This window comes from Gemmatimonas sp. (genome assembly GCF_027531815.1).
Classification (GTDB): Bacteria; Gemmatimonadota; Gemmatimonadetes; order Gemmatimonadales; family Gemmatimonadaceae; genus Gemmatimonas.
Window position 1 is genome coordinate 15,176 of the sequence record NZ_JAPZSK010000016.1, and the last position, 26,086, is coordinate 41,261.

General features: G+C 68.3%; 21 protein-coding genes. 15 read left to right on the top strand and 6 right to left on the bottom strand.

Features of this window, described 5'->3' with window-relative positions:
• Window positions 1-166 precede the first annotated feature (166 nt).
• From O9271_RS16785 to O9271_RS16800, 4 genes are read left to right on the top strand one after another with little or no spacing between them, the layout of a single operon-like run.
• The gene (locus O9271_RS16785) at window positions 167-1,879 is read left to right on the top strand and encodes an LptF/LptG family permease (RefSeq protein WP_298272258.1); all 1,713 of its coding nucleotides are present in this window, start codon (window positions 167-169) and stop codon (window positions 1,877-1,879) included.
• The gene (locus O9271_RS16790; RefSeq protein WP_298272261.1) at window positions 1,876-2,961 is read left to right on the top strand and encodes an LptF/LptG family permease; all 1,086 of its coding nucleotides are present in this window, start codon (window positions 1,876-1,878) and stop codon (window positions 2,959-2,961) included. Before O9271_RS16785 ends, O9271_RS16790 begins: the two co-directional genes overlap by 4 nt.
• A 39-nt stretch (window positions 2,962-3,000) precedes the next feature.
• Window positions 3,001-3,792: an ABC transporter permease gene (locus tag O9271_RS16795; RefSeq protein ID WP_298272263.1), complete on the top strand. Its 792-nt coding sequence runs from the start codon at window positions 3,001-3,003 to the stop codon at window positions 3,790-3,792.
• 19 nt (window positions 3,793-3,811) lie between these two features.
• Entirely contained in the window at window positions 3,812-4,699 is an 888-nt protein-coding gene (locus O9271_RS16800; RefSeq protein ID WP_298272265.1) for an MlaD family protein, read from the top strand.
• A gap of 102 nt (window positions 4,700-4,801) precedes the next feature.
• On the opposite strand, the gene O9271_RS16805 is transcribed toward O9271_RS16800, so the two are convergent.
• A complete protein-coding gene (locus tag O9271_RS16805; RefSeq protein WP_298272268.1) occupies window positions 4,802-5,185 on the bottom strand; it encodes a four helix bundle protein in 384 nt (127 codons plus the stop codon).
• Window positions 5,186-5,396: 211 nt separating this feature from the next.
• On the bottom strand, window positions 5,397-8,723 hold the full coding sequence (locus O9271_RS16810) for a TonB-dependent receptor (RefSeq protein WP_298272269.1): 3,327 nt from the start codon (window positions 8,721-8,723) through the stop codon (window positions 5,397-5,399).
• A gap of 321 nt (window positions 8,724-9,044) precedes the next feature.
• Between O9271_RS16810 and O9271_RS16815 the strand changes: the two genes are divergently transcribed.
• Window positions 9,045-12,350, top strand: coding sequence for a carboxypeptidase regulatory-like domain-containing protein (locus O9271_RS16815; protein WP_298272271.1), 3,306 nt, complete (start codon window positions 9,045-9,047; stop codon window positions 12,348-12,350).
• 200 nt (window positions 12,351-12,550) lie between these two features.
• Here the strand turns inward: O9271_RS16815 and O9271_RS16820 are convergent, their stop codons facing one another.
• A complete protein-coding gene (locus tag O9271_RS16820) occupies window positions 12,551-13,936 on the bottom strand; it encodes an amino acid permease (RefSeq protein WP_298272274.1) in 1,386 nt (461 codons plus the stop codon).
• A 66-nt stretch (window positions 13,937-14,002) separates the two neighbouring features.
• On the opposite strand from O9271_RS16820, the gene O9271_RS16825 reads away from it, so the two are divergent.
• The 3 genes from O9271_RS16825 (at window position 14,003) to O9271_RS16835 (ending at window position 17,343) form a co-directional block, all read left to right on the top strand.
• Complete coding sequence (locus tag O9271_RS16825) at window positions 14,003-14,251, top strand: hypothetical protein (RefSeq protein WP_298272277.1); 249 nt, start codon at window positions 14,003-14,005, stop codon at window positions 14,249-14,251.
• Between the two features lie 61 nt (window positions 14,252-14,312).
• Window positions 14,313-15,194 carry a heme o synthase gene (locus O9271_RS16830; RefSeq protein ID WP_298272280.1) on the top strand — a complete coding sequence of 294 codons (882 nt, stop codon included), beginning with the start codon at window positions 14,313-14,315 and terminating at the stop codon, window positions 15,192-15,194.
• A 403-nt stretch (window positions 15,195-15,597) separates the two neighbouring features.
• The gene (locus O9271_RS16835) at window positions 15,598-17,343 is read left to right on the top strand and encodes an ABC transporter transmembrane domain-containing protein (RefSeq protein WP_298272282.1); all 1,746 of its coding nucleotides are present in this window, start codon (window positions 15,598-15,600) and stop codon (window positions 17,341-17,343) included.
• A 1-nt stretch (window position 17,344) separates the two neighbouring features.
• On the opposite strand, the gene O9271_RS16840 is transcribed toward O9271_RS16835, so the two are convergent.
• Genes O9271_RS16840 through O9271_RS16850 form a run of 3 tightly spaced genes read right to left on the bottom strand, consistent with a single transcriptional unit; the run spans window position 17,345 to window position 20,175 of the window.
• Window positions 17,345-18,271, bottom strand: a complete 927-nt coding sequence (locus O9271_RS16840; RefSeq protein ID WP_298272284.1) for a carboxypeptidase-like regulatory domain-containing protein — start codon at window positions 18,269-18,271, stop codon at window positions 17,345-17,347.
• Between the two features lie 5 nt (window positions 18,272-18,276).
• Window positions 18,277-19,455, bottom strand: coding sequence for a M24 family metallopeptidase (locus O9271_RS16845; protein WP_298272287.1), 1,179 nt, complete (start codon window positions 19,453-19,455; stop codon window positions 18,277-18,279).
• A 24-nt stretch (window positions 19,456-19,479) separates the two neighbouring features.
• Window positions 19,480-20,175, bottom strand: coding sequence for a hypothetical protein (locus tag O9271_RS16850; RefSeq protein ID WP_298272290.1), 696 nt, complete (start codon window positions 20,173-20,175; stop codon window positions 19,480-19,482).
• Between the two features lie 135 nt (window positions 20,176-20,310).
• Between O9271_RS16850 and O9271_RS16855 the strand changes: the two genes are divergently transcribed.
• The 7 genes from O9271_RS16855 (at window position 20,311) to fabF (ending at window position 25,856) form a co-directional block, all read left to right on the top strand.
• Window positions 20,311-20,688 (top strand): hypothetical protein, encoded by a 378-nt coding sequence (locus tag O9271_RS16855; RefSeq protein ID WP_298272293.1) that lies wholly within the window; start codon window positions 20,311-20,313, stop codon window positions 20,686-20,688.
• A gap of 6 nt (window positions 20,689-20,694) precedes the next feature.
• Window positions 20,695-21,501 carry a DUF92 domain-containing protein gene (locus tag O9271_RS16860; protein ID WP_298272296.1) on the top strand — a complete coding sequence of 269 codons (807 nt, stop codon included), beginning with the start codon at window positions 20,695-20,697 and terminating at the stop codon, window positions 21,499-21,501.
• Window positions 21,502-21,566: 65 nt separating this feature from the next.
• Window positions 21,567-22,784: an NAD(P)/FAD-dependent oxidoreductase gene (locus O9271_RS16865; protein ID WP_298272298.1), complete on the top strand. Its 1,218-nt coding sequence runs from the start codon at window positions 21,567-21,569 to the stop codon at window positions 22,782-22,784.
• A gap of 35 nt (window positions 22,785-22,819) precedes the next feature.
• The gene (locus tag O9271_RS16870) at window positions 22,820-23,293 is read left to right on the top strand and encodes a flavin reductase family protein (RefSeq protein WP_298272300.1); all 474 of its coding nucleotides are present in this window, start codon (window positions 22,820-22,822) and stop codon (window positions 23,291-23,293) included.
• Between the two features lie 11 nt (window positions 23,294-23,304).
• Window positions 23,305-24,012 (top strand): methyltransferase domain-containing protein, encoded by a 708-nt coding sequence (locus O9271_RS16875; RefSeq protein ID WP_298272304.1) that lies wholly within the window; start codon window positions 23,305-23,307, stop codon window positions 24,010-24,012.
• Between the two features lie 33 nt (window positions 24,013-24,045).
• Entirely contained in the window at window positions 24,046-24,573 is a 528-nt protein-coding gene (locus tag O9271_RS16880) for an SRPBCC family protein (RefSeq protein ID WP_298272306.1), read from the top strand.
• Window positions 24,570-25,856, top strand: a complete 1,287-nt coding sequence (gene fabF, locus O9271_RS16885; RefSeq protein ID WP_298272309.1) for a beta-ketoacyl-ACP synthase II — start codon at window positions 24,570-24,572, stop codon at window positions 25,854-25,856. Before O9271_RS16880 ends, fabF begins: the two co-directional genes overlap by 4 nt.
• Window positions 25,857-26,086: the final 230 nt, after the last annotated feature.

Consider the following 26,086-nt stretch of genomic DNA (forward strand, 5'->3'; position numbering starts at 1 on the left):
CCAGCAACAGCCTGCGCACCGATCTCCGGATTTGGGGTACCACGGGTCTTCCCGCCGGGCTGTCGCCCGAGGGGCCGAGGTACGGTCTCGAACAAGAGGCGCGTCGCCCGCGAATAAGCGGCGCCGCGCCCTTGATAAAGCGGGTGGTCACCGGGGAATTTACGTCGTGAAGCTCCTTACCCGCTATGTCATCCGCGAGCATGCCGGCCCGCTCGTGTTCGCGCTGTCGGCCCTGACGTCGCTGCTCATGCTGCAGTACGTGGCGCGGCAGCTGGCGAACCTCGCCGGCAAGGGGCTGCCCTGGTCCGCCATCGGCAAGTTCTTCGTGCTGTCGTTGCCGTTCACGATTGCCATGACGCTGCCCATGGCGGTGCTGGTGGCCACGCTCTACGCCTTCGGGCGCATGGCGGCCGAGCATGAGATCACCGCCTTCAAGGCGAGCGGCGTGCGGGTGCGGTCGCTCATGGCCCCGGTGCTGGTGTGCGCCCTGTTGCTGTCGCTGTTCATGGTCTGGTTCAACGACCAGCTGTTGCCGCGCACCAATCATGCGCTGCGCATCCTGAACAACGACATCGCCAAAACCAAGCCCACCCTGGCGCTCAAGGAACAGGTGATGAACCCCATCACCGACCAGTTCTTCATGCGGGTGGCCCGCGTCGATGCACGGACGAACCGCATGTACGACGTGACCATCTACGACCTGCGGAAGGGGCCGGAGCGCCAGACCATTTACGCCGACAGCGGAGTGTTCCTGCTGGACGCGAAAGGGGAGGATCTGCAGCTGCAGCTGATGGACGGCCACGCGCAGGAGTTCGTGCGCGCCGACCCCCGCAAGCTGCAGCGCAGCTTCTTCCGCACGCAGACGGTGCAGCTGCGCGGGATCATCCGGCAGTTCGAGGCCACCGCGGAGGACAACTACCGGGGCGACCGCGAACAGACGGTGTGCCAGATGCACCGCACGTACATGGACAACGCGCGCGAGTTCACACGGCTGCGCAACGAATACATCGATCAGGCCAGTCGCGCGGCCAGCAAGGGGAGCAAGACGCTCTCGGTGAGCCGTGACCGGCCGCCCAAGGAGGTGCTGTCGACCTTCTATTGCGAGACGCTGCTGGGCGGCTTCTCCACCATGCTGCTCCCCAAGAAAGCCAAGGCCCAGTCGGCGCAGCCGCCGGTGCAGCAGCCGCCGGTGCCGCCGGCCCCCGTGCCCACGCCGACTCCCACGCCGACTCCCACCCCGGCCCCGGGGGCCGTCGTGGCACAGCCCGGGCTGGAGCGGTCGGCAGCGGCCATGGCAGCCGACTCGGCGACGCGCGCCGATTCCGTGCGCGCCGATTCCGCCGCTCGCGCCGACTCGGTCGCCCGCGCCGACTCGGTCGCCCGGGCCGCTGCAACCGCGGCGCCGCCCGCCACCATGGCGGGCGCCGATACGGTGAGCGTGTACGCCACGGCGATGCGCGCCGCGCAGCAGCAGCTGCTGGCGCAGCGCGAGGTGGTGGACGGGTTGGCCGTGGAGATCCACAAGAAATTCGCGCTCTCCTTCGCCTGTCTCGTGTTCGTGCTCTTCGGCCCGCCCATTGCGCTGCGCTTCCCGCGCGGCGGTGTGGGCGCCACCATTGGCGTGAGCATCGTGGTGTTCGGGTTGTACTACATCTGTCTCATGGGTGGCGAGGCGCTCGCCGACAAGGGGCGGCTGCCGGCGTTCATCGCCATGTGGATTGCCAACGTGATCTTCTCGCTGGTGGGCATCGCGTTGCTCTGGCGCGTGGAGAACACCACCGATACGTCGCGAGGCGGCGGGCTGCGCGACTGGCTGGCCGATCGGCGCGCGCGCAAGCAGCTGGCCCGTGAGCGCAAGGCGCCGGCGGTGCCGGCATGAGCAAACGGCTCATCACGCCGCTCGACAAGTACATCGCCTGGGAGTTCACGCGCATCTTCGGCGTGACGATCATGGGGTTCCCGGTGCTGGTCTTCGTGATCGACCTGGTCGACAACCTGCGCAAGTACCAGGAGAAGGGGCTCACCGCCAAGGCGCTGGGGCTGAGCTACCTGTACTGGATCCCCGATACGCTGTTCATGATCATGCCGGCGGCGGTGCTCTTTGCCACCGTGTTCTCCATCGGGACGTTCACGCGCTACTCGGAGATCACCGCGGCCAAGGCGTCGGGGATCAGCTTCTACCGCTTCATTGCCCCCATCCTGGTCATGGCGACCTTCGCCATGGGGCTCGACCTGGTGTTCAGCGAAGTGGCACCGCCGGCCAATGCCGAACGGCTCAAGCTGCTGGCCGGCACGAGCTCGAACGCCATGGACGACCGGTACAACTTCGCCTTCGCGAGCGATGAGGGGCGGGTGTACCGCGTCTATACGCTCAGCGTGAAGGAAAAGTCGCTGAACGACGTGGAAATCGAGGAGCGCGGCGGACCGAAGCGGCCGGGGCTCCTCATTTCCGCCAAGCGTGGCCACTGGACGGCGAAGCGCGGGTGGACGCTGCAGTCGGGGGTGCTGCACGTGATCCCCAACGAGACGGCCGACCTGGCATTCAGCTTCGATTCGCTGGTGGACCGGCGACTCAAGGAAACACCGCAGGAGCTGCGCGCCACCGAGCGGGACCCGGCCGAAATGCGCTTCGCCGAGCTCACCCGGTTCATCAAGGCGCTCGAACGGTCGGGGGCGGACGTAAACACGCTCAAGGTGGAGCGGATGCTCAAGATCGCCATTCCGGTGACCTGCCTCATCATTGCGCTGTTCGGGGCCCCGCTGGCCACCAGTTCGCAGCGCGGCGGGGCGGCATATGGCATTGCGGTCAGCCTGGCGACGACGGTCTTTTTCCTCGTGCTCATCCAGCTGACCAAGGCCATTGGCGGCAAGGGGCTCGTGTCCCCGGACATGGCGGCGTGGATTCCGAACCTCCTCGTGGGTAGCTTCGCCATCATCCTGATGGCCCGTGTCCGTACCTGACCCCACGATGCTCCCTTCACTCCGTCCCGCCTGCCGCTGATGCCGATTGCCTACACGGTGGGTTTGGCACAGCGCCGAGTGGCGGGACTGCTGCGCGCGTTCGGCAAGCGTGCCTACTTTGCCCGCGACATCGTCCGCGGCCTGCGCGACCCGGGGACGTGGCTGCCGGAAACGATCCGCCAGATGCGCAACATTGGCGTGGATTCGGTGCCGCTGGCCGTCATCGTGGCCGCCTTCCTTGGTGGGGTGACCGCGTTCCAGACGCGCTACCAGCTCTTCCCCGGCGTCCAGATGTCGGTGGTGGGGCTCATCGTGCGACAGTCCATCGTGCTCGAACTGGGGCCGCTGCTCACGGCGCTCGTGCTCACGGGGCGCGTGGGGGCCCGCATGACGGCCGAAATCGGCACGATGCGCGTCACCGAACAGATCGACGCGCTGGAAACGCTCAGCTTTGACCCGGTGGGCTTTCTGGCCCTGCCGCGGCTGCTGGCGGCGCTGGTGATGCTCCCCGCGCTCACCGTGCTGGCCAACGCGACCGCCATATTCAGTGCGTGGGCCACGCTCGTCATCGCCACCGACGTGCGCACCGACGACTTCCTCAGTGGCCTCCGTCTGGCGTTCACCTCCTTTCAGGTGATCTACTCGCTCATCAAGGCGTTCTGCTTCGGGGGGGCCATTGCCTTCGTCTGTTCGTACCAGGGCTATGTCACGGAAGCCGGTGCCGAGGGGGTTGGTCGCTCCACGGCCACGGCGGTCGTGATTGCGTCCGTGTCCATTCTCGTGCTCGACGCCATTGTCGCGGCCGTTCTGGCTCCGTTCATCCAGGCGTGAGCCTGCTTTCCTTCTTTCTATGACTACCAAGCGACGCGACGAAGTGCTGGTGGGGCTGCTGCTGATGGTGGCCCTTGCTCTGGCTCTGGGCGGTACGATCTGGATTGCCCGCGGCGGCCTCGCCAAGGGCTACACGATGCACGCCCGCTTCCCGTGGGGCGCGGGGCTCAAGCAGGGGCAGCCGGTGCTGCTCGCCGGCGTGCAGGTGGGCTTCGTGGAGAAGGTGGAGCTCATCCCCGACGGTACGCTCGACGTGACGCTGCAGGTGCAGGATCAGTATCGCATCCCGAGCGGCACGACGGCCTCGGTGGAAGCGAACGGCATTTTCGGCGATATGCTGATCGCGCTGACGCCGGTGAAGGGGGTGGACGGAAAAATGGCGGTGGGGGATACGATTCCCACCGGCGCGGGCTCGCCGGGCGTGGGGCAGCTGCTGGAGAAGGGCGATTCCATTGCGCTGAACGTGCGGGCGCTGAGTGACGAGGCGCGGCGGCAGTTCGTGGACAGCGGGGGCGTGCGGGAGGTGCGCCGGACGGTGGCCGACCTGACGAAGCTGGTGGCGCAGCTGAGCGCCGTGGCGGCCGAGCAGTCGCGTCAGCTCACGCTGACCCAGTCGCAGCTGCGGAAAACGCTGTCGTCGGTGGATTCGGCCAAGGTGGATTCGACGCTGGTGAATCTGCGGGCGACGAGCGCGAGCTTCGAACAGCTGTCGCGCGATTTCCGGGAGACGAACACGCAGGTCCAGTCGCTGGTGCAGAAGGTGAACAACGGCCCTGGGACCGCCGGGAAGCTGATGAACGACCCGGCGGTGTACGCGCGGATGGACACGCTGCTGGCGCGGCTGGATTCGCTGGCGATCGATGTGCGGAAGAATCCGCGGAAGTACATCAACCTCAAGATCTTTTGAGGGATTGGGCGCGCCAGGTGGCGCGCCCTTTGGGTTGAAAAGGGAGGGAGCAGGGAGCAGGGGGCGGGGAGCAGGTGACGGGAACGGCAATGGAAGGAGGCCTCACGGCCTCCTTTTGTTTTTCCGCTCGAGTAGCTGCCTGCGCTTGTACTCCCGCAGGGCGTAGAGCATGCGGCGGACCTGCTGGAGTTCATCCAGTGTGGCGTTGATGTCGCCGAATCCTCGTACGACACGGGCGGCAAGACGGAGGTGGGTTTCGACTTCGAACGCGCTTGCGATTGCCACACTGAGGTGGAAGGGGCATCGCCCTTGGCTCGGGTGGCCCACACCTTCCGCAATGTTGGCGGCGATGGAGGAGGCTGCGCGTGCCATCTGCGAGGCCAGACCGGGGGCCTTTCCAGACGGTATCTGCTCTGCGTGCTCGTGTACACGGGCAGCAAGATCGAGCGCCCTATGGTACACCTGAAGGTTGGCGGGATTCTGCATGCCGCACGATGTGCGGGCTGCACCGCCATGGTGTCACCATTTCATCGCTCCTTGACTCATTGCCACGCCGTAAGCCGTTTCCTCGTCGCTTCTACATGGTCCCCCCTGCGCTCTGCCACCTGCTTCCCGCCCCCTGCCCCCTCCCTTTTGAACAAAGCGGGGGCCCGTCCGCCAGGACGAGCCCCCGCCTTCCCCTACACCGCCGCTTTACTCAGAACGCGAAGCGAATGCCCGCCTGAATGCGGTAGAAATTCGCCACCGAGTTCGTCACGCGGAACGTCTCGTCGGCGTCGCGCGGATCGAAGGTGTAGACCATCTGCGGACGGCCCTGCGCATCGTTCTGCGCCCCCACCACGTTGAGCACCGACTGCGACGGGAACGCGCCACGCGTGCGGATCTTGCCCCATCCGGAATTCAGCAGGTTGGGGAGGTTGAACACCTCGAACTGCAGCTGCACGCGCTGCCCCGCCACGGCGGGCAGCCCCTGACGAATGCTCAGGTCGAGCGTCGACCACCACGGGTTGGCGCAGCTGTTGCGCTCGAGAATCTGCCCCCGCGCGTTACGCAGGCACGCCTGCCCGCTCACGAAGCGCTCGAACGCCGCCGCCTGCTCGGCGGCCGTGAACGGGCGGCTGGCGCCGACCGACGGCACGAAGAACGAGGCGTTCTGGAAGAGCATCTCGCCCGCATCCGTGGCGGTGCGCGGCACGTAGATCGGATCGTTGCCGATGTAGCCGTCGGCGTTCAGGTCACCGCGACCGCCATTGCCCGTGGCGGTCCACACCACCGGCGTGCCGGACTGCAGCGTGTAATTGAACGCGATGTCCGTCGGTGCGGTCTTCCACGGCGCCGTGTACGTGCCGGTAAGCACGAAGCGATGCGGCATCTGGAAGGCGCTGACGCCAAGCTGCGTGTCGAGCGAGTTGCCCGACAGCACGCGGCCGTTGATGAAGTTCGAGCGGGCCACCGACGACGTCGCGTCGATCACCGAGCGCGCCTGCTGGTACGTGTACGAGCCGTTGATTTCCCAGCCGTTGTTGAAGCGCTTGCGCAGCTGGGTCATGAGCAGGGCCGACCAGGCGCCGCTCACGTTGCGTGCATCGAACACGCCGTTTTCCTGACCCACGTACGTGGCGATGCGACCAGCGGCGCGCGAGGCGACACCCGCCGACGTGCCCGTCGCGGCGATCGTGCCGTACATCGTGCGACCATTGCGATCGGTGGTCGTCGGCGTCGCCTGGTTCAGGTTGGTGTAGAAGAAGTCGTTCACGCCGTACGTGTACGTACCTTCGATCGTGGCTACCCAGTCGTTGCCGAGGTCGCGATCGTACCCGAGCGTCGCGCGGGCGACCTGCGGGAAGCGGATGTCATCCGATACCGTATTGACCGTGCCAACGGTGCCGTTCGGGTTGAACGCGGCAATTTCCTGGCCCGACGGGCAACGGGGCGGCGGCGTGGTGGTCACGTAGTTCCCCGTCGGCGACGGGACCGTGGTGCCACGGTTGGTGATCGGGTCGCACACCAGCTGCGAGAAGTTGTTGCCGGTGTTCGTGAACGTGTTGGACATGAACACGAACGGCGGCGGGCCCATGAAGACACCCACACCACCGCGCACCTGGTTCTTCTGATCGCCCGTCACGTCCCAGTTGAAGCCAATGCGCGGCGACGCGTGCAGGCGCATGGACGGGAGCGCGCCGCTGCGGCCGAAGTCGCCCTGCAGACGGGGAAGCGCGAACGGCTGGTCCTGGAAGTCGACCCAGTCGGCGCGGAAGCCGGCCGTGATGCTCAGGCGATCGGTGACATTCCAGAGATCCTGCGCATACAGCGAGTACGTGGCGGCGGTGAAGCGGGCGATCGGATCGCCGCCCTGCGGCACCGGAGCACCGACTTCGAAACGGCGGGCTACGCCGCGGTCGAGCGAGTCGAGATTGGCGAAGGTCCATACGCCGAACGAGTTCTGCGTGAAGGTGTTCTGCGCCTTGTAGAGCTCACCACGCGCGCCAAAGGTGAGCGTGTGACGCCCAACCGGCACCGTCAGGTCGTTGCGGATCTCGAGGATGTCCTGGAACAGCGAGTTGCCCTGCGACGAGTTTTCGGCGCCCGCCCGCAGGCGCGACACCCCACCGTTCGGGTTCGGCACGTTCTCGACGATCACGGCCGGCGCGACTGCCGGGAGGATGCGCTCGAAATCCTGCGTGTTGTAGCCGATCTGCAACTCGTTCGAAATGCCGTTCGTGAAATTGCTGAACAGCTGCAGGCCGGTCGAGTTGCTGACATCGTTGCGCTGGAACGCCCAGCTGGTCAGATCGAAGAACGGGTTGGCCGTGGCGTTCGAACGACCGAAGTCCTGCGTCTTGTTGTTGTTGTAGTTGTTGCGGATTACCAGGCGGTGCTGGTCGTTGATCTTGAGGTCGAGACGCGCCAGCACGTTGTAGAGCGGCGTTTCGTTGGCGACCGCGGTTCCCGCGCCACCATTGAAGCCGAAGATGCGCTGCACGCCGCTGTTGAAGCGATCGATCGACGATTGCGAGACCGGCACCGGCACGGGCGAGTTTGCCGCCTGGCCGAAGAACGGACCGGCAGCGGGCGCCTGTTCGCTGTTCACGTCGGCCGCCACGAAGAAGTGCAGGCGATCCTTCACGATCGGGCCACCGAGCGAGCCGGCGTACATGCGACGCTGGAAGCTGGTGTTGCGGGTGAGCGGATCATTCGCCGACATCTGCTGGTCGCGGTACTGGAGCGAGAGGCTCCCCTGCCAGTCGTTCGTCCCGTTCTTGGTGATGATGTTGGTGAGGCCACCGGTGAAGTTGCCCTGGCGCACGTCGAACGGCGACAGCAGGATCTGGAACTCCTTGATGGCTTCGAGCGTGATGCCGCGGCCGTTGGCCTGGGCCCCGAGCTGCTGATCGGAGTTGAGGCCGAAGCGGTCGACCGCCGTGAGGCCGTCCACCTGAATGTTGTTGTAGCGCGCGTTCTGCCCCGCGAAGCTCGACACGCCACCGCTGCTCGGATTGGTGGCGACGTAGGGCGACGTCTGGATGAGGTCGGTGATGTTGCGCGTCAGGTTGGGCAGGCGACGCACCAGCGAGTCGGAGACGCGCGACTGGGCGCCCTGACGCGACGGGTTGAAGTCGGCGACGCCGCGGCTGGCGGTGGTGACGAGCTCATTGAGCTGGACCGCCTGGCGCGAGAGCTGGAAATTCGCGCGGACATTCTGCGTGACGCGCACGACCAGATCGTTGCGCGATTCGGGGCGGTAGCCGATCAGGCGGGCCGAGACGTTGTAGGTGCCCGTTTCGAGTGCCTGCAGTGTGTAGGCGCCCCCCCGTCGCGTCTGGGTGGCCTGGCGGAAGCCGGTCGCCTGATTGACGGCGGTGATGGTGGCGCCTTCGAGGCCGGTGCCCGATGAGTCGGTCACAATGCCCGAAATGGCACCGGTGGTGGGGCCCTGAGCGGAAGCGTTGCTCACCGGCACCACGGCAGCACCTACGAACGCCCAGAGAACGATCGCAAGCTGGCGGAAGTGTCGCATGGTCATGTGGGAGGAGTCGAGAAGAACCGGATGTTCGGCCGGGCGGGAACACCCCGGCAACAGTCGGCACGGCAGAGGGGTCACAGGTGCGCCGAAACGAACCGCGCTCGGCCTCCGTGGCGAACGGCTTTCCGGTGCGGAAGGTTCTCACGCGAGACTCCACAGTCTGGAATGGCAACAGCTCCGTAACGGCCCTCTGGTCCCGTCACCCTGCGCCTCGGCCCCGGACCGGTTTCGTTACATTCCGTGGGCTGGTGTGCGTTCCGTACAAGCGGGGTGTCTCCCCGGACCACCGGCCCCATCCCCTCACGATCTCAGGAGCATTTCATGTTTCACCTGATCCGGCGTGCTGGTCGCAGCTGGATTGCGGGTGCCGTGGCGTTGTTCGCCCTCGCATCCGCTCGCCCCGTCGAGGCGCAGGTCACCACGTCCGCCATTCGCGGCACGGTGACCGACTCTGCGGGCAAGCCCATTGAAAACGTCCGCATCGACGCCGTGCACCAGCCCTCGGGCACGCGCTACAGCACCGGAAGCCGCGCCGACGGCGGCTTCAGCATCATCGGTATGCGTATCGGCGGCCCGTACCAGATCACGGCCTCCGCCCTTGGCTACCGCAAGGAAACGCGGGAGATCCCCGGCCTGAGCCTCGGTATCACCACCGATGTGCGCTTCCGCCTCAGCACGGCGGCGGTGCAGCTGCAGGCGATCACCACGCAGGCCGACCCGAATGCGCTGAGTACCACGCGTACGGGCGCCGCCACGTCGGTTGGCCGACAGACGATCGAGGCCCTTCCCACGATCTCGCGCCGCATCGGCGATTTTACGCGCCTCACGCCGCAGGCGAGCGGGTCGAGCTTCGCCGGCCAGGACAACCGCCTCAACAACATCACGGTCGACGGGTCGTACTTCAACAACTCGTTCGGCCTCGGCGGCCAGCCCGGTGATCGCACGGGTGTCGCACCCATCTCGCTCGACGCCATCGAGCAGATTCAGGTGAACATCGCCCCCTACGACGTGCGTCAGGGCAACTTCACCGGCGCCGGCGTGAACACGGTGACGCGCTCGGGGACCAACGAGTTCAGCGGCTCGGTCTATACGTTCATCCGGAACGAGGACTTCGTTGGGCGTCAGGCGGGCGCGAACACGTTCAACCCCGGCACGTTCAACTACCAGCAAATCGGCGCGCGCATTGGCGGCCCGCTCATCAAGAACAAGCTCTTCTTCTTCACGAGCTTCGAAGACGAAAAGGAGACCCGCCCGGGGATCCTGCGCACCGCCAACCCCGGCGGCGCCCCGATCACGGGCAACATGACGCGCGTGCTCGGGTCGGATCTCGACCGCCTCAGCACGTTCCTGCGCGATCGCTTCAACTACGAAACCGGCCCCTACGCTGGCTACGACTTCGAGACGCCGGGCACGCGCCTGCTGACGCGCCTCGATTACAACCTGAACGACAAGAACAAGTTCAGCCTGCGCTACACCATGCTGAACTCCAACACCGATGTCGGGCTCTCCACGTCGGGCTCGCTCGGCTTCGGCCGCTCGAACAACAATCAGTTCCTCTCCTTCCAGAACTCCAACTACCAGATCCAGGAGAACATCCGGTCGGTGGTGGGTGAGTGGAACTCGCTGATCGGCGACCGCATCTCGAACAACTTCATCATCGGCTACACCTCGCAGGACGAGAGTCGCAAGTCACGCGGCACGGTGTTCCCGTTCGTCGACATTCTCGAGCAGGGCGCCACGTACACGTCGTTCGGCTTCGAGCCGTTCACGCCGAACAACGAGCTGCGCTACAAGAGCTTCCAGCTGCAGAACAACCTGACGATCTCGCGCGACAAGCACGACTTCACCTTCGGCGCTACGCTCGAGCGCTACGAATCGGAGAACGTGTTCTTCCCGGGGTCGCAGAGCTCGTACGTCTACAACTCGCTGCAGGACTTCTTCACCGACGCGAACGACTTCCTCGCCAACCCCAACCGTACGACTTCGCCGGTGACGGCGCGGCGCTTCCAGGTGCGTTGGGCCAACCAACCGGGGCAGGTCAAGCCGGTCCAGCCGCTCGAAGTGCTCTACGGCGGCCTGTACGCGCAGGATGAATGGCGCGCCCGGGAGAACCTGCGCCTCACCTTCGGCCTCCGCGTTGACGTACCGCGCTTTGGCAACACCGGCTTCACGAACCCGCAGGCCAATGGCCTGACGTTCCGTGACGAGACCGGCGCCAACGTGCAGTACCGCACCGAGCAGCTCCCCGACGCCAACCTGCTCTGGAGCCCGCGCTTCGGCTTCAACTGGGACGTGAACAACGACCAGAAGACCCAGATCCGCGGTGGTACGGGTGTGTTCACGGGCCGTCCGGCCTACGTGTGGATCTCGAACCAGATCGGCAACAACGGTGTGCTCACCGGCTTCGAGTCGGTGGACAACACGCGCAACCGGCCGTTCAACCCGAACCCGGATGCGTACAAGCCGCCCGCCAGCGCCATCACCGGTGCCCCGGCCGCGTCGTACGAGCTGGCGCTCACCGATCCAACGTTCCGCTTCCCGCAGATCTGGCGCTCCAATCTGGCCGTCGATCGGCGCCTGTTCTGGGGGCTCACGGCCACGGCTGAGTTCCTGTACAGCAAGGACGTGAACGGCATTTACTACATCGATGCCAACCTGCCGGCCACCACACAGCGCTTCGTGGGCCCGGACAGCCGTCCGCGCTACAGCGATACCTGCCCGGCCGCCGGCCTGCAGGTGCGCATCAACTGCAATGTGACCAGCGCGATCGTGCTCAAGAATCAGAACGTGGGCGAGGCGTGGAACGCCGCGTTCGCGCTCGAGCGCGGGTTCCGCAACGGCTTCTTCGCCAAGGCCGCGTACAGCTACGGCATGTCGCGCAACACGGTGGACCCGGGCTCCATTGCGTTTGGCTCCTGGAACGGCAACCCGCACCCGGGTGACCCGAACAATCCGGGCGTGGGCATTTCGGGTACGGCCGCCGGCCACCGCTTCTTCCTCACGGGCACGTACGAGAAGCAGTACTTCGGCTTCGGCAAGACGGGCGTGTCGTTCTTCTTCGAAGGGCGCAACGCCGGCAACACCAGCTACACCTTCAACGGCGACCTGAACGGCGACGGCGGCACGGGCAACGACCTCATCTACATCCCGCGTGACCGCTCGGAGATGAATTTCGAGGCCTTCACGACCACCGGCACCGGCGGCCGTACCTTCACGGTGCAGGAGCAGCAGGACGCGTGGGAGCGGTTCATCAATCAGGACGCGTACCTGCGCGAGAACCGCGGCAAGTTCGCCCAGCGCGGTGCCGTGTTCCTGCCAATGGTGTACTTCGCCGACGTGAGCATCACACAGGACATCTTCGCCAACTTCGGTGGCAAGAAGAACTCACTGCAGGTGCGCTTCGACATCCTGAACTTCGGCAACCTGCTGAACGACAACTGGGGTCAGGGCCTCCGCGCCGTCAACAACCGCCCGCTCGTCGCGCGCGGTGCCGATGCGCAGGGTCGCGCGCTCTACCGCATGGCCACCCAGTCGGCCTCGGAGCTGCTGTCGCGCAGCTTCGAGCGCACGGCCAGCACGGGTGACGTGTGGCGGATGCAGTTGGGGCTGCGGTACATCTTCAACTGATCCCTGTGGGATGAGGACGGGGGAGCCGGCAATGCCGGCTCCCCTTTTGTTTACAAGGGAGGAAGCAGGGGGCAGGAAGCAGGTTGCAGGGGGCAGGTGACGACCTGCGTCCCGCTTCCTTGCCCCCTGCTGCCTGCTCCCTGCCCTGTCATCCAGGGGCGCGCCCCCGGCGCGCCCGCTCCTCTTCAGCGCGCCCGCGCCTATTTCCGCCCCACCGTGGCGTAATACACCGGTACCCCCAGCAGAATCACGCCGAATACGCCAAGCGTGGGGACCCGCTGCGCGGGGTCCATGAGGGCATTGCCCAGCAGGAAGAGCACCGCCAGGCAGAAGAGCGCCGGCACGAACGGATACAGCGGCGTGCGCACCGGCGGGTTCCAGTCGGGGCGCCGACGGAGCTTGAACACCGCCCCGATGCTCATGATGTAGAACACGAGGCTCGCGGTGACGAAGATGTCGGCCAGCTGCTCGAAGCTGCGCAGCAGCACGAACGCCACGCCGAGGGTCCCGGTCATGATGATCGCCACGTACGGGGTCTTGAAGGTGGGGTGCACCTTTGCGACCTGCTTGAAGAAGAGCCCGTCGTCGGCCATGGCAAAGAAGATGCGCGGCCCGGTGAGCAGCGAGCCGTTCACGCTCCCGAAGGTCGACAGCAGCACGGTGAGCGACACGAGCGTCACGCCCACGGGGCCGATGAGGCGCAGCGCCACGTCGGCGGCCACGAGTGGCGCCCGGCGCATTTCCTCCACGTTGAGCACGCTGAGGTAGGCGATGTTGGCGAGCAGGTAGATGGCGATGATCGCCAGCGTGCCCAGCACGATGGCCTTGGGGAGGGTGCGCTCGGGGTCCTTCACCTCACCCGACACCTTGGCCAGGTCGCCCCAGCCGTCGAAGGCCCAGAGCACACTCACCAGCGCCAGCCCGAAGGCCGAGACCGAGAAGCTGCCCGGGGGGGCGGCGGGGGTGAAATTGCCCCCCGTTTTGGGGAGGCCCAGGGCGAAGGCCAGCAGCACGATGATCACGAGCCCGCCGTACTTGGCAATCGTGGTGACGTTCTGCACGAGCGACCCCCAGCGGAGTCCCACCACATTAATAGTGGCCATGAGCACCAGCGCGGCGGCGGCGAGGTAGTGCGCGTAGTCGTCGTACGGCGCCACACTGGGGTCGATGCCCACGGCGCGCAGGGCGTACTGGCCGAAGGTGAGGGAGATCCCCCCCAGCGCCGCGGCGCGAATGAGGGTGAATTCGGCCCATCCGTACAGGAAGGCGGGGAGCCGCCCCCACGCTTCCCGGATGTAGATGAAATAGCCGCCCGTGCGCGGCATGGCCCCCGCCAGCTCGGCCAGCGTAAGGGCGCCGCAGAGGGCAAAGAGGCCGCCCACGGCCCAGACGGCCATGAGCGGCAGTGGGCCGGGCAGCTTGTCGGCGATGCCAGCCGGCGACCGGAAGATCCCGGAGCCGATCGTGGTACCAACCAGCACGGCGATGGCACTCCAGAGGCCGAGGGAGCGGGGGAGCTCCGTGGCGGGGGCTGCCGAGGCGGGGGCGGCGGCAGCGGCGGGAACGGACGACGGGGGCTTGGCCATGGGCGCTATGGTAGTGCACGGGACGGGGGTTCACCACCTCGGTCCACCGTCTAGTTTTCAGGGGTCATGAACTCCCCGATCGACTCCTGGCTCCCGACCACCCTCGGGACCGTCCTGTTCTGGACGGCGGTGATTGCCTGCAGCGTGGCGCAGTGGTTCATCATGCGCGCCGTGTTCCGCACGCTGCCCACCGCCCCGGCCAACAGCGACGTGCCCGTTCCGCGACGGTGGGCGGAGATCGTGCAGGTCCTCCTGCCGATCGCCGGCCTTGTGGCTCTCTTCTATGGCGCCTGGCGCGCCATGCACTCCGCGTGATATGGCAACCGGCATCGCCCCTGTGAACGGGAACCCGCCAGTCGGGGCTCCTCCGAGCCCTGTGGCCGACACCCCGCTGTCGCGCGACCTCGTCGCGCTGACCAAGCCCCGCATCATCTCGCTGTTGCTGGTCACGACCGCCGCGCCCATGTACGCCGCCGGCAGCCCGAGCCTCTGGACGGTGCTGCTGGTGATGGTGGGCGGGTATCTCATGGCCGGGGGCGCGAACGCGGTGAACATGTACATCGACCGCGACATCGACGACGTCATGGCGCGCACGCGGCTGCGCCCCATCCCGAGCGGCCGCATGTCCCCCACGCAGGTGCTGGCGTTCGGCGTGTTCTGCGCCACGCTGGCCACGTGGATGCTGGCGCACTTCGTGAATGTGCTCACGGCGGGGCTCGCGCTGGCGGGCTTCTACTTCTACGTGTTCATCTACACGCGCATCCTCAAGCGCACGAGCCCACAGAACATCGTGATTGGCGGCGCCGCCGGGGCCTTCCCGCCCCTGGTGGGATGGGCGGCGGTCACGGGCACGCTCGACGTGACGGCGCTGTGCCTGTTCCTCATCGTGTTCTACTGGACCCCGCCGCACTTCTGGGCGCTGGCGCTGCTCAAGCAGGTGGACTACGGCCGCGCCAAGGTGCCCATGGCGCCGCTGGTGTGGGGCGAGCGCGAGACGATGCACCAGATGGTGTGGTACACCGTGATTCTGCTGGCGCTCACGGTGCTGCCGGTGCTGTACGGGGCCTTCGGCCTGCTCTACCTCGCAAGCGCTCTCGTGCTGGGCGGCCTGCTCATGTGGGGGGTGCTCAAGGTGCTCTGGGCCGCGCAGCAGGGGCAGCCGTGGACGGGGCCGGCGTGGTGGGTGTACAAGTACTCGCTGCTGTATCTCGCGCTGCTGTTCGTGGCGATGGGGATAGACCGGGCGCTCGCCCGGTAGCGGGTTTAACGACGCGGGGGGGACAACGCGCGATCGAGGACGCGTTGGCGGGGACGCGTTGGAAAGGACGCGTTGGCGTCAACGCGTTGGCGGGGACGCAGACACCGACGCGGACACCGACGCGGACACCAACGCAGGCACCAACGCAGGCACCAACGCAGGGCGACCGAGGCCGAAGGCCAGGTCGCCCTCGTCGTTGCCCCTCGTCGTTGCCCGCGTTGGTGCCCGTCGTGGTTGCCGGCGTGCCCGCCTGCGCCTCTCCGCGTTGGTGCCAACGCGTCCGTGCGAATGCGTCGTCGCCAACGCGTGTTCGCCAACGCGTCGTCGATCGCGCGTTGTCCCCCTCGCGTAGTTCGCCCGCCCCGGCGGTAGACAGCCGTCTCTCCGTCCGCAATCTTGTGGCGTGCCCAAGGCCTCTCTTTCCCTGCAGCCCCTCGGCAGGCTGCTGCCGCTCGTTCGCCCGTATCGCGGCCGATTGGCCATTGCCTTCGTGTTTCTCGTCATTGCCGCCGGCGCGGGGCTGGTCTTCCCGGCGGTCATGCGCTTCCTGCTCGATGCGGCCTTCGAGCAGCGCGATCGCCCGGCGCTCGATCGCATCGCCATCATGCTGCTCGCGGTGTTCGCGGTGCAGGCCGGCGCCAATTTCGTGCAGGTCTACCTGCTCAGCTCCTCCACCGAACGCATCGTGGCGGCGCTGCGCGCGCGCACCTTCGCGCATCTCATTCGGCTCTCCCCCGCCTTCTTTACCGAGCGGCGCACCGGCGAGCTCACCAGCCGCCTCAGCAGCGACCTCGGTCTGCTGCAGTCGCTGCTGGGCACGTGGGTCTCCGAGCTCTCCCGCCAGGTGCTCTTTCTGCTGGGCGGCGCGCTCATGATGTTCGTCACGAACTTCCGCCTCACGCTCACGACCCTCGCCGTGGTGCCGGTCGTGGTGGGCGCTGCCATCTTCTTCGGCCGTTCGCTGCGCGCGGCGAGCACCAGCGTGCAGGATCGCATCGCCGAGGCCATGGGCATGGCCGACGAATCGTTCGGCGCCATCCGCACCGTGCAGAGCTTCAACCGCGAGGCCGAGGAGACGCGGCGCTTTGGGGCGGCCCTCAAGGAGCTCGTGGGCGTGGCGGTGACGCGCGCCCGTACGCGGGCGCTGTTCTTCAGCGTGGTGGGCTTCGTGGCCTTCGGCGCGGTGGCGGCCGTGCTCTGGCAGGGGGGCACGCAGGTGCTCGCCGGCAAGCTCACCGCCGGCACCCTGGTGGCGTTCCTGTTCTATGCCCTGTTCGTGGCGGCAGCGGTGGGCTCACTCGCCACGCTCTTCGGCAACTTTCAGGAAGCGGTGGGCGCCGCCACGCGCGTGTGGGAGCTGCTCGATACCCGGCCCAGCGTGCGCGACCCCGAAATTCCGCTTTCGCTGCCGGCTCCGCTGCGCGGAGACGTGTGCTTCCACGACGTGTCGTTCCGCTATCAGCCCAACCAGCCCGACGTGGTGCGGGGCATCACCCTGACCATGGCGCCGGGAGAGATCGTGGCGCTGGTGGGGCGCAGCGGCGCCGGCAAGACCACCATTGCCAGTCTGCTGCCGCGCTTCTGGGATGCGAGCGGCGGCAGCATCACGCTCGACGGCATCGACATTCGCGACCTCACGCTCGACACGCTGCGCGCCGCCATTGGCATCGTGCCGCAGGAGCCCGTGCTCTTCAGCGGCACCATTCGCGAGAATATCGCCTACGCCAATCCGCGCGCCAGCGACGCCGACATTCTGCGCGCGGCGCGCGCGGCACACGCGTGGGAGTTCATCACGCGCCTTCCGGACGGCATGGACACGCTGGTGGGGGAACGTGGCGTCAAGCTCTCCGGTGGCCAGCGCCAGCGCATCGCCATTGCGCGGGTCTTCCTCAAGAACCCCGCGGTGGTCATTCTCGACGAGGCCACGTCGAGCCTCGACACGGAGAGCGAACGCTACGTGGAGCAGGCGCTCGAGGAGCTGCTGGAAGGGCGCACGACGCTCATCATTGCGCACCGCCTCAGCACCGTGCGGCGCGCCGACAAGGTGGTGGTGCTCGACGCCGGCCAGATCGTGGAGATCGGCACGCACGCCGAACTGCTGGAACGCGAAGACGGCGTGTACGCCCGTCTCTACGCGATCGGGGGCTGATCTAGTACGCGAGCTGCAGGCGCGTTTGCACGCCGCCGTCCACGCGCACGCGCGCGTCGCGCGTCCCGAGACGCTCGTGCCACACATGCAGCGTGTAGCGGCCTGGCGGCACGCCGTCGAAGCGAAAATTGCCGTCGGCCGCGGTCACGGCCACGAACGGATGCGGCGCCACCACGAGCCAGGCGCGCACCCACGGATGCATATCGTCGCTCACGCGCACAAGGCCGGGGGCCGCACTGGCCTGTGCGGTGGGCACCACCTGCCCGGCATCGGAGAGCAGCAGCGTGGCGCGTGGCGCGGCCTCGCCGTTGGCGGTGAACTGCAGACGGGACATCATGGCGTCGCGGCTGTTCACGAGCACCGTGCTGCCGGCGGCTATGCGCTGCACCCGCGGCGACAGCCGGCAGCCGTCGAGCGTGAGGCGCACGCGCCGCGGGGCGTCGTCGCGCGGGCCGCTGTCAACGCCGCTCAGCCACACCACCGCATCGCCCACCCCCCCCTCGCGGCTCAGCACGAGCGTTTCGCTGAAGGGGCGGCACACGGCGAGATCGTGCGTGGGGGTAATGCTCGTGTCCTTGGGCGAGCCGCCGCTGATCGTGCCGAGCACCACACCGGGCGTGGGAGCGGCCTGCACGCGATAGTCGGTCCCGGCCGGCCCCCCCGCGGCGCGGGCGAGCGACCCGCCTCGGGGCACGTCACTGGGCCCGCTCGCCGCATTCGGCCCCGTACCGATGGTGGCCTCGACCTCCGCGATGCGCGTGCGCGCCTCGGGTTGCTCCGCGCAGCCGATCGCCAGCAGCAGGAACAGCCCGGTGATCGACCCGGTGATCGACCGGCGCCTGCGTCCTGTCTCCTGCGCCCTGCGACCTGCCCGCGTCTTCGCCCGACGGGCAGCCGGGGGCAGGAGGCGGGACGCAGGACGCCGCAAACGGGTCAAACGACCCAGAGCTCCTGCTGAATCTCGCCCGGCGTGACGAGCAGCGCGTCGTCGCCCACGTAGGCGTTGACCTCGCTGCGCACGCCGAACTCGCCCGTGAGGTAGACGCCCGGTTCGATGGAGAAGCCAACGCCGGGAATGAGTATGCGATCGTCGCGCGACTCGAGGTTGTCGATCTGCGGGCCGCTGCCATGCAGCTCGCGTGCATCGATGCTGTGGCCGGTACGGTGCCAGAAATCCTTGCCGAAGCCGCGCGCCGTGATCACCGCGCGCGCCGCATCGTCGGCCTCACCGCCACGCACGACCTCCCCCGCGGCAATGCGGTCCCGCAGCAGGGTGAGCGCCGCATCGCGCGCATCGCGCACCGCTTCCCACACCTCGACCACCCGCGTGGCCGGCGTGCCGAGCGACGCCATCCACGTCTGGTCGGCATAGATGCCGTTGGGCTCCTTTGCCCAGAGATCGACGAGCAGCACGTCACCCTGCTGCACGAGGCGCGGCCGGGACGCCGAGGGGACGTAGTGGGGATTGGCCGCATTCTCGGAAGCCGCAACATCGGGGCCGTGGTCGGTGAGGAGCCCGGCCCGCCCGAAGGCATCGAGGATGCGCTGCTGCAGCTCGTGTTCGGCCGCCGGGGTGCCCGCCGCCACACACGCGCCCGCATGGGCAATCGTGTCGCGCGCGATGCGGGCAATGTGCTCGGCCGCCCGCTGGTGCGACGCCAGCTGCGCCGGCGTCCAGGTGGCGTAGACCTGCGACACCAGCTCCGCGCTGCTCACCACCGTGGCTCCACTCGCGCGCACCATTTCGAGCACGCCGGCGGGGATGCGGTCGAGGTAGGGAATGGCATCACCCGGCGAGTATTCCATGGCGACGCGCTTGCCCTGCACCAACGTGGCCAGCTCACTCTCGAGGGCGCGCCAGCCGCTGTACACGCGCAGCGGCCAGCCCGTGGGCCACTGCTTCCACGGCCCCGGTTCGATGGCGTGCTGAATGCCAACGGGGAGTCCGGTCCGCGGAATGAACGCGAACACGCGGCGTGAACACAGGCCGCCGAAGCCCAGCAACCCCGCGGCGATGGCGTTGGTGCCGCGGAAGTCGTACAGCAGCCAGCCGTCGAGGTCCGCGTCGGTCAGCAGCTGCTGCAGGCGCGGCAGCAACTCAGGGCTAAGCATGGGGAGAATCGGACGAGGTGGGGGTCAGCGACGACGCCACTCGGCGCGCCACTGGCAGCTGCTGTCGCCACGGGTGCGACACATGACATGCTCCACGGCACCATCGGCGTCGGCGAGGAGCAGCAGGGATTCGCGGAACGCCGCCTCGTACAGCCCGCATCCGGCGCCCTTGGGGGCCGCATCGGCGGACACGGGGGCCGGCACATCGAGCAGAAGCGTACTGCCCTGCCGCACCAAGGTACCGTCCATGTGGCGGCGGGCAAGCCGGCGCAGTGCCCCCAGGGCGATGGGGCGAGCCAGGAGCGCCGGCAGCGAGCGGGCCGCCCCGCGTCGTGCACCGCCCACGGTGTCCACGATGGCCTTCGCCCAGCGGCGTCCTGCCTCCCGGAAGGCCAGATCGGCGTCGGGACGCCGTCCAATGAGGCGGGCCAGAGCGAGGATCTCGTCGTAGGTGATACGCTGACGCGCTCGCACGGCATCGCCGTACCGGCGGATCTGCTGGAGGACGGTGTCGCTGAGCCCCAGTCGCTTGTTGCGCAGCTCGTGCACGAAGTCGGCATCCAGCTCCGCCGCCGGCGTATCGATGGCCTTGACCGCCTCCAGCAGCGCCAGCGGCAGGCGCGCGTCGAGGGACCCACCGCTGAGCGGCAGGACGGTGTCCGACGCGAGCGGGGTGGCCCGGTAGCTCCGGCCATCGTTGGCGAGTGACGTACGCTGCATAGTCGTCCATGCTAACGTGTTCCCGGTATGGCAAACAAGCGGACCCGGTCGCCAGATGGCGTGTCTGGGGGGCGTGCCGCGCAATTCATGGTCGCGCTTGCGAACCAATTGGCAGGTCGTCAGCGTTGGCCTAGCATGAATGCGCTGCACTTTCCCGTGCTTCCCCGCTCCGACCGTATGGCCGGGGCCGCCGTACGGGACCGCACGACCGTAGTTCCCGCCCTCGAACCTCCCCCAGCCGGTTCACTCCCCCTGGCCGCTGACTGCTTCATCAGTCGACTGCACCTCCACGACTACGTGGATGGCGAGCTCGATACGGATGTGCCCGGTTCCGCATTGCGCGAAATCATTTCCGCGCACCTGCGGCACTGTGCGCGCTGCGCTCGTCTCGAGCAGCAGGTCCGTGCGCTGCGACGGCGGCTGCATGAGTACGCCGCGGGCGCCGCGGCCAACGCGGAGGAGCGCGTTTCGCCGGAGTTCCGGGTGCGCATGACCCGCCTGCTGGCCGGCTGACCCTGCGTGCTGCCGTCGGCGTTGCGGTCCGACGTACTGCTGGGGTTCGGAGCGGCCGCCGTCATCGCCACCATCGCGTGGCGCACCGGGGCCCTCACGCGCGGCGGCGCGCTCACGGCCACGGTGGTTGGCGGGGTGGCCATGACGGCCGGGCGAAGCTGGGGGCTGTTCCTCGTGCTCTGGTTCATCACGGCATCGCTGGCCTCGCGTCTGGGGAAGCGCACCAAGGAGCGGGCCACGGCCGATGTGGTTGCCAAGGGCGGGCAGCGCGACGCGGCGCAGGTGCTGGCCAACGGCGGGGTGTTCGCCGCCTGTGCCCTCACGAGCCTGCTGGCGGCCCACGCCGGTGACACCGCCGCCCTTATGGGCGCCGCGGCGCTCGTGGCCGCCGGGGCCGACACCCTGGCCACCGAAATCGGGACGCTGTGGCGCGGACGCCCCTGGTCGCTGCGCACGCTGGGGCCGGTGCCCGTCGGCACCTCAGGAGCCGTCAGCCTTGCCGGTTCTGCCGGGATGGTACTGGGGGCGTGGGCCCTGGCGACCGCCGCTGCGGGTACCGGGCTCATCCCGTCATCAACGGTGCTCCTGGTCGCGACGGCCGGCATCGCCGGGGCCGTGGCCGACACCGTGGTGGGCGCGTTCTGGCAGGTTCGGCGCTGGTGCGCCAGCTGCGCACGCGAAACGGAGCAGATCGTGCACCGGTGCGGAACGCCAACGCAGCCGTGGCGCGGGATACCCTGGCTCGACAACGACCGGGTGAACCTGCTGTGCACGCTGGCGGGTGCCCTTGCTGCGCTGCTGCTGGGGCGCTGACCGGCCCGTGGTGTTCCCCGGGCGAACCAACCAGCCGATTTGGGAGTTATGCTCTCGTGAATTCCATGCCCCGTGTCCATGTCCTTGTCGTCGGCGGCGGGCCCGCCGGGAGTGCCGCTGCCTGGCATTGCGCCCAGGCAGGGCTCGACGTGTGCCTGGTGGACCGGGCGCGTTTCCCGCGCGCCAAGCCGTGCGCGGAGTACGTGAGCCCCGAGGGGTCGCGCATTCTGCACGCCATGGGGGCGCTCGAGATGCTCGAGGCGCAGGCCGCCCCACTGTCGGGGATGGTCGTGCACGCCCCGTCCGGCGACCGCATTCACGGCGAGTTCGTGGCGCGCCATGGTTTCCGCGGCTTCCGCGATCGCGGACTCGGGGTCCGACGCGAGGTGCTCGATACCGTACTGCTCGATCGCGCCCGCGCCGCCGGGGTGCAGGTCATCGAGCAGGCCAAGGTGGAGCAGCTACAGCAGCACCCCGACGGGACCGTCACCGGCGCCACCCTGCGCACGCCGGAGGGGGAGCGCACCGTGCACGCCGCGCTGGTGATTGGCGCCGACGGGCTGCGCAGCGTGGTGTCGCGCCGCCTCGGCCTTGCCCACCAGTCGCGCTGGCCGCGCCGCGTGGCGCTGGTGGCACATTACCGCCACGTGAGCGGCGTGGGCACGTTGGGCGAGATGCACGTGACCCGCCGCGGATACGTCGGGCTGGCGGCCGTGGGCGACGGACTGGTCAATGTGGCCCTCGTCGTGCCCCGCCGGCACGCCGGCGACATGCGCGACGGCACGGAAGCGTATCTCACGCGCTGGCTCGAGGCGCACCCCACGCTGGCGTCGCGCTTTGCCGGCGCGACGCGGGTCACCCCCGTGCGCGCGACCGGACCCTTCGCGTCGCGTGCCCGCCGTCCGTGGCACCCGGGGGCCATGCTCACCGGCGATGCCGCCGACTTCTACGATCCGTTCACCGGTGAAGGGATCTACTCGGCGCTGCGCGGTGGCGAACTGCTCGCCGAGTACGCCCTGTCGGCCGTGCGCGCATCGTCACGCGAGGTGCACGTGCGTGCGCTACGCGGCTACGAGCGTGCCCGGCAGCAGACCTTCGGCGGCAAGTGGCGCGTGGAGCAGCTGATCGGACTGGCGGTGGGCATGCCACCGCTGCTCAACCACGCGGCGCGCGTGCTGTCGCGCGATCGTGATCTCGCCGACCTGCTCATTGGCGTGACCGGCGATTTCGTCCCGCCAAGTGCCGTCCTCACTCCCCGCACCTTGCTGCGCTTTCTCGGATGAGCCGCGCGCTCCCCCTTTCCTCTCTCCTATCTCGTGTGATCGACTCCGACCTGTTCCGCGCCGTCCTCGGCCGTTTTGCCACGGGCATTACGGTCATCACGACCTGCGACGCCAACAAGACGCCGCATGGCATGACGGTGAGCGCCTTCTCGTCGCTGAGCCTGTCGCCGCCGCTGGTGCTGGTGTGTATCGGCAACGATGCCACCATGGCCCCCGTCATCGACGCGGCACACTCGTTTGCGGTGAATGTGCTGAGCGCGGGCCAGGAGGCCATTTCGCGTCGCTTCGCGGGCAAGGTGGACGATCGGTTCGCGGGCGTTGGCTACACCACGGGCGAACTGGGCGACCCGGTGCTCGACGAGGTGCTGGCCTCGCTGCAGTGCCGCATCGTGGCGCGGCATCCCGCGGGCGATCATATGATCGTGGTGGGGGAAGTCGTGGCGGGCGCGACCTACGAAGGGAAGCCGCTGCTCTACTATCGCGGCGGCTACGCCGTGCTCGAGCGGTAGCCGGGGCGCACGTGTTCATCCCGGCGCGGCGCCGCGGGTCGGAGATACTCGACGACCCGAACGCAGACCCCGCGCTCTCGTTGCGGTCGCTGCGCGACATTGCCCTGGCCAACCGATTCTTCGGCGGCCGCGACGCCGTGGTCAACACCCTGCGCACCGTGCTGGCCTCCCGTCCCGCCGGCGATGCGCCGCTCACGCTGCTCGACATTGGCACCGGGCTGGGCGATATCCCGGCGGCGGCCGAACGGGTGGCGCGCGCGCAGGGCGTGGCGCTGCGCACCATTGGTCTCGAACGGGCGCCGCTGCTGGCGGGCGCGGCGGCGGCGCGCTGTACACACGGGCTGGCCGCCGACGCCATGCAGCTGCCCTTCGCCACCGGCAGCATCGACATCGTGACCATGTCGCAGGTGCTGCACCACTTCGACGGCGCTGAGGCCGAGCACCTGCTGCAGGAGTGCACGCGGGTGGCGCGCGTGGCGGTGATCGTGGGGGATCTGCGACGCAGCTGGCTGGCCGTGGCCGGACTGTGGGTCTCGTCGTTCGCGCTGGGCTTTCACCCGGTGAGTCGCCACGACGGTGTGCTGTCGGTATTGCGCGGGTATACCCGTGACGAGCTACAGGCGCTGGTCGAGCGCGCGACCCGGTGCCCCGCCACGGTTCGGCACCGGCTCGGCTTTCGCGTCACGGCGCACTGGTCACCGCAGTATCATGCACCATGATGCCGTGACGGCTTCCTTCTCCTCCCAATGATCATGACGTCTCCACTGCACTCCGCCGCCGCTCCCTTCGTGCTGGGGCCGCCTCCCACCGGGCGTCTTGTCACCACCGTGGACGAGCTGGTGGTGCGGGCGCCGGCCCAGCGCATCTTCGAGGTGGCAGCGGCGGTGGAGCACTGGCCCGCCTATCTGCCGCACTACCGGTACGTGCGCTTTCGCGAATCGCGACGCGACGGCGGCGGCATCGTGGAGATGGCGGCCAACCGGCCGTTCGGCCCGTTCAACTGGCCCACCTGGTGGCTCTCCGAGATGGCGGTGAATCGCGAGGTGCCGTGGGTGCGTTTCCGGCACATTGGCGGCGTCACGACGCGCATGGACGTGGAGTGGAGTTTCACCCCGGTGGACGGCGGCACACTGGCGCGCATCGTGCACGTGTGGGACGGCCCCAACTGGCCACTCATTGGCCCGTTTGCGGCCACGCAGGTCATTGCCCCGGTGTTCGTGCACGGCATCGCGTCGCGCACCCTGGCGGGGTTGGCGAAGGTCGCGGAGCGCGCCTCATGAACCACCCCCACCGTTCTCCTGTGCCCGCCTCGGGCGTTGGTCCGTCGCGCCGACGTGTCGCCATCACGGGCATCGGCTGCGTCACCCCCATCGGCACGGGGGTGGACGCGCTCTGGAGCGGGCTGCGTGCCGAGCAGTCGGTGGTGCAGCGCCTCACCCGCTTCGACGCCAGCATTTACCGCTCGCAGTGCGCGGCGCAGGTGAACGACTTCGATCCCACCACGTGGATCGACGCCAAGCGTGTGAAGCGGCTCGACCGCTACAGTCAGTTTGCCGTCGTGAGTGCGATGCTGGCGCTGGGCGATGGGGCGCTCGATCTGGAGACCGTGGACCGGGAGCGCATGGGCGCGATGATGGGGACGGCGCTGGGGGGCGTGGGGTATGCCGAGGAGCAGGCGGCCCGCTTTGCCGAGGCGGGGCTGCGGGCGGTGGATGCCACGCTGGCGCTGGCCGTGTTCGGGGGATCGTCGAGCTGCAACATGGCCATCGAGTTCGGCATCAGCGGTCCCAACTCCACGAACGCCATGAGCTGCGCGAGCGGCAGCATGGCCATTGGCGAGGCGTTCCGGCAGATCCGCGATGGCCGTGCCGACGTGATGCTGGCGGGTGGCAGCGAGGCGCCGCTGGCGACACTCTGCTTCGGCGCGTTTGCGCTCATTCGCGCGATGAGTACCCGCAACGAGGATCCGGCGGCGGCGTCACGCCCCTTCGACGCCGACCGCGACGGCTTCGTCATGGGCGAGGGGGCCGCGGTGCTGTTGCTGGAGGAGTGGGAGCATGCCACGCGTCGCGGCGCGCGCATTTATGCCGAGCTGGGTGGGTACGGCACGACCAACGATGCCCATCACATGACGGCGCCGCTGCCGGGTGGGGCACAGGCGGCGCGCTGCGTGCAGATGGCGCTCGTCGATGCGAGTGCGGCGCCCAACGACGTGGAGTACATCAACGCGCACGGCAGCAGCACGCCACTCAACGATCCCACGGAGACGGAGGCGATCAAGCGGGTGTTCGGCGCACACGCGTACACGATTCCGATTTCGAGCACCAAGGGGTACTACGGCCACGCCCTGGGGGCGAGCGGCGCGTTCGAGGCGGCGATCTGCGCGCTGGCGATTGCGCGCGGCTGGATTCCGCCCACCGTGGGGCTGCGCACGCCCGATGCGGCGTGCGACCTGGATTTCGTGCCCGGTAGCGGGCGCGCGCTGTCGCCGCGCGTGGTGGTGAGCAACTCCTTCGGCTTCGGCGGCATCAACGCCGCGCTGGTGTTGCGGGCGCCGTCTTGAGACGGCGATGGGGTCGGGGGGGCGTTTCGCGTCCTCCCGCCCTCCGCGGTTCCGCACCACCCCTTCGCGCGTGGCTTTGGGGGTGGCCGAGCACCGCCGCGCTGTCGCGCGGCGCGCCGGCGTCACCCCCTCAGAGACGCGCGGCGGGGGGCGCGGCCCGCTGCGGGCTGGCATCGCGTGCACGCCCGCCACAAGACGGCTGCACACTGCCCGCAGAAGGCCGAAGGGCT

Bases quoted from the DNA above. Each gene is read 5' to 3' on its own strand.
- O9271_RS16815 (WP_298272271.1), top strand. From the start codon at position 9,045: ATGTTTCACCTGATCCGGCGTGCTGGTCGCAGCTGGATTGCGGGTGCC.
- O9271_RS16790 (WP_298272261.1), top strand. From the start codon at position 1,876: ATGAGCAAACGGCTCATCACGCCGCTCGACAAGTACATCGCCTGGGAG.
- O9271_RS16845 (WP_298272287.1), bottom strand. From the start codon at position 19,455: ATGCTTAGCCCTGAGTTGCTGCCGCGCCTGCAGCAGCTGCTGACCGAC.
- fabF (WP_298272309.1), top strand. From the start codon at position 24,570: ATGAACCACCCCCACCGTTCTCCTGTGCCCGCCTCGGGCGTTGGTCCG.
- O9271_RS16855 (WP_298272293.1), top strand. From the start codon at position 20,311: ATGAATGCGCTGCACTTTCCCGTGCTTCCCCGCTCCGACCGTATGGCC.
- O9271_RS16810 (WP_298272269.1), bottom strand. From the start codon at position 8,723: ATGACCATGCGACACTTCCGCCAGCTTGCGATCGTTCTCTGGGCGTTC.
- O9271_RS16825 (WP_298272277.1), top strand. From the start codon at position 14,003: ATGAACTCCCCGATCGACTCCTGGCTCCCGACCACCCTCGGGACCGTC.
- O9271_RS16805 (WP_298272268.1), bottom strand. From the start codon at position 5,185: ATGCAGAATCCCGCCAACCTTCAGGTGTACCATAGGGCGCTCGATCTT.
- O9271_RS16850 (WP_298272290.1), bottom strand. From the start codon at position 20,175: ATGCAGCGTACGTCACTCGCCAACGATGGCCGGAGCTACCGGGCCACC.
- O9271_RS16795 (WP_298272263.1), top strand. From the start codon at position 3,001: ATGCCGATTGCCTACACGGTGGGTTTGGCACAGCGCCGAGTGGCGGGA.
- O9271_RS16880 (WP_298272306.1), top strand. From the start codon at position 24,046: ATGACGTCTCCACTGCACTCCGCCGCCGCTCCCTTCGTGCTGGGGCCG.
- O9271_RS16800 (WP_298272265.1), top strand. From the start codon at position 3,812: ATGACTACCAAGCGACGCGACGAAGTGCTGGTGGGGCTGCTGCTGATG.
- O9271_RS16865 (WP_298272298.1), top strand. From the start codon at position 21,567: ATGCCCCGTGTCCATGTCCTTGTCGTCGGCGGCGGGCCCGCCGGGAGT.
- O9271_RS16820 (WP_298272274.1), bottom strand. From the start codon at position 13,936: ATGGCCAAGCCCCCGTCGTCCGTTCCCGCCGCTGCCGCCGCCCCCGCC.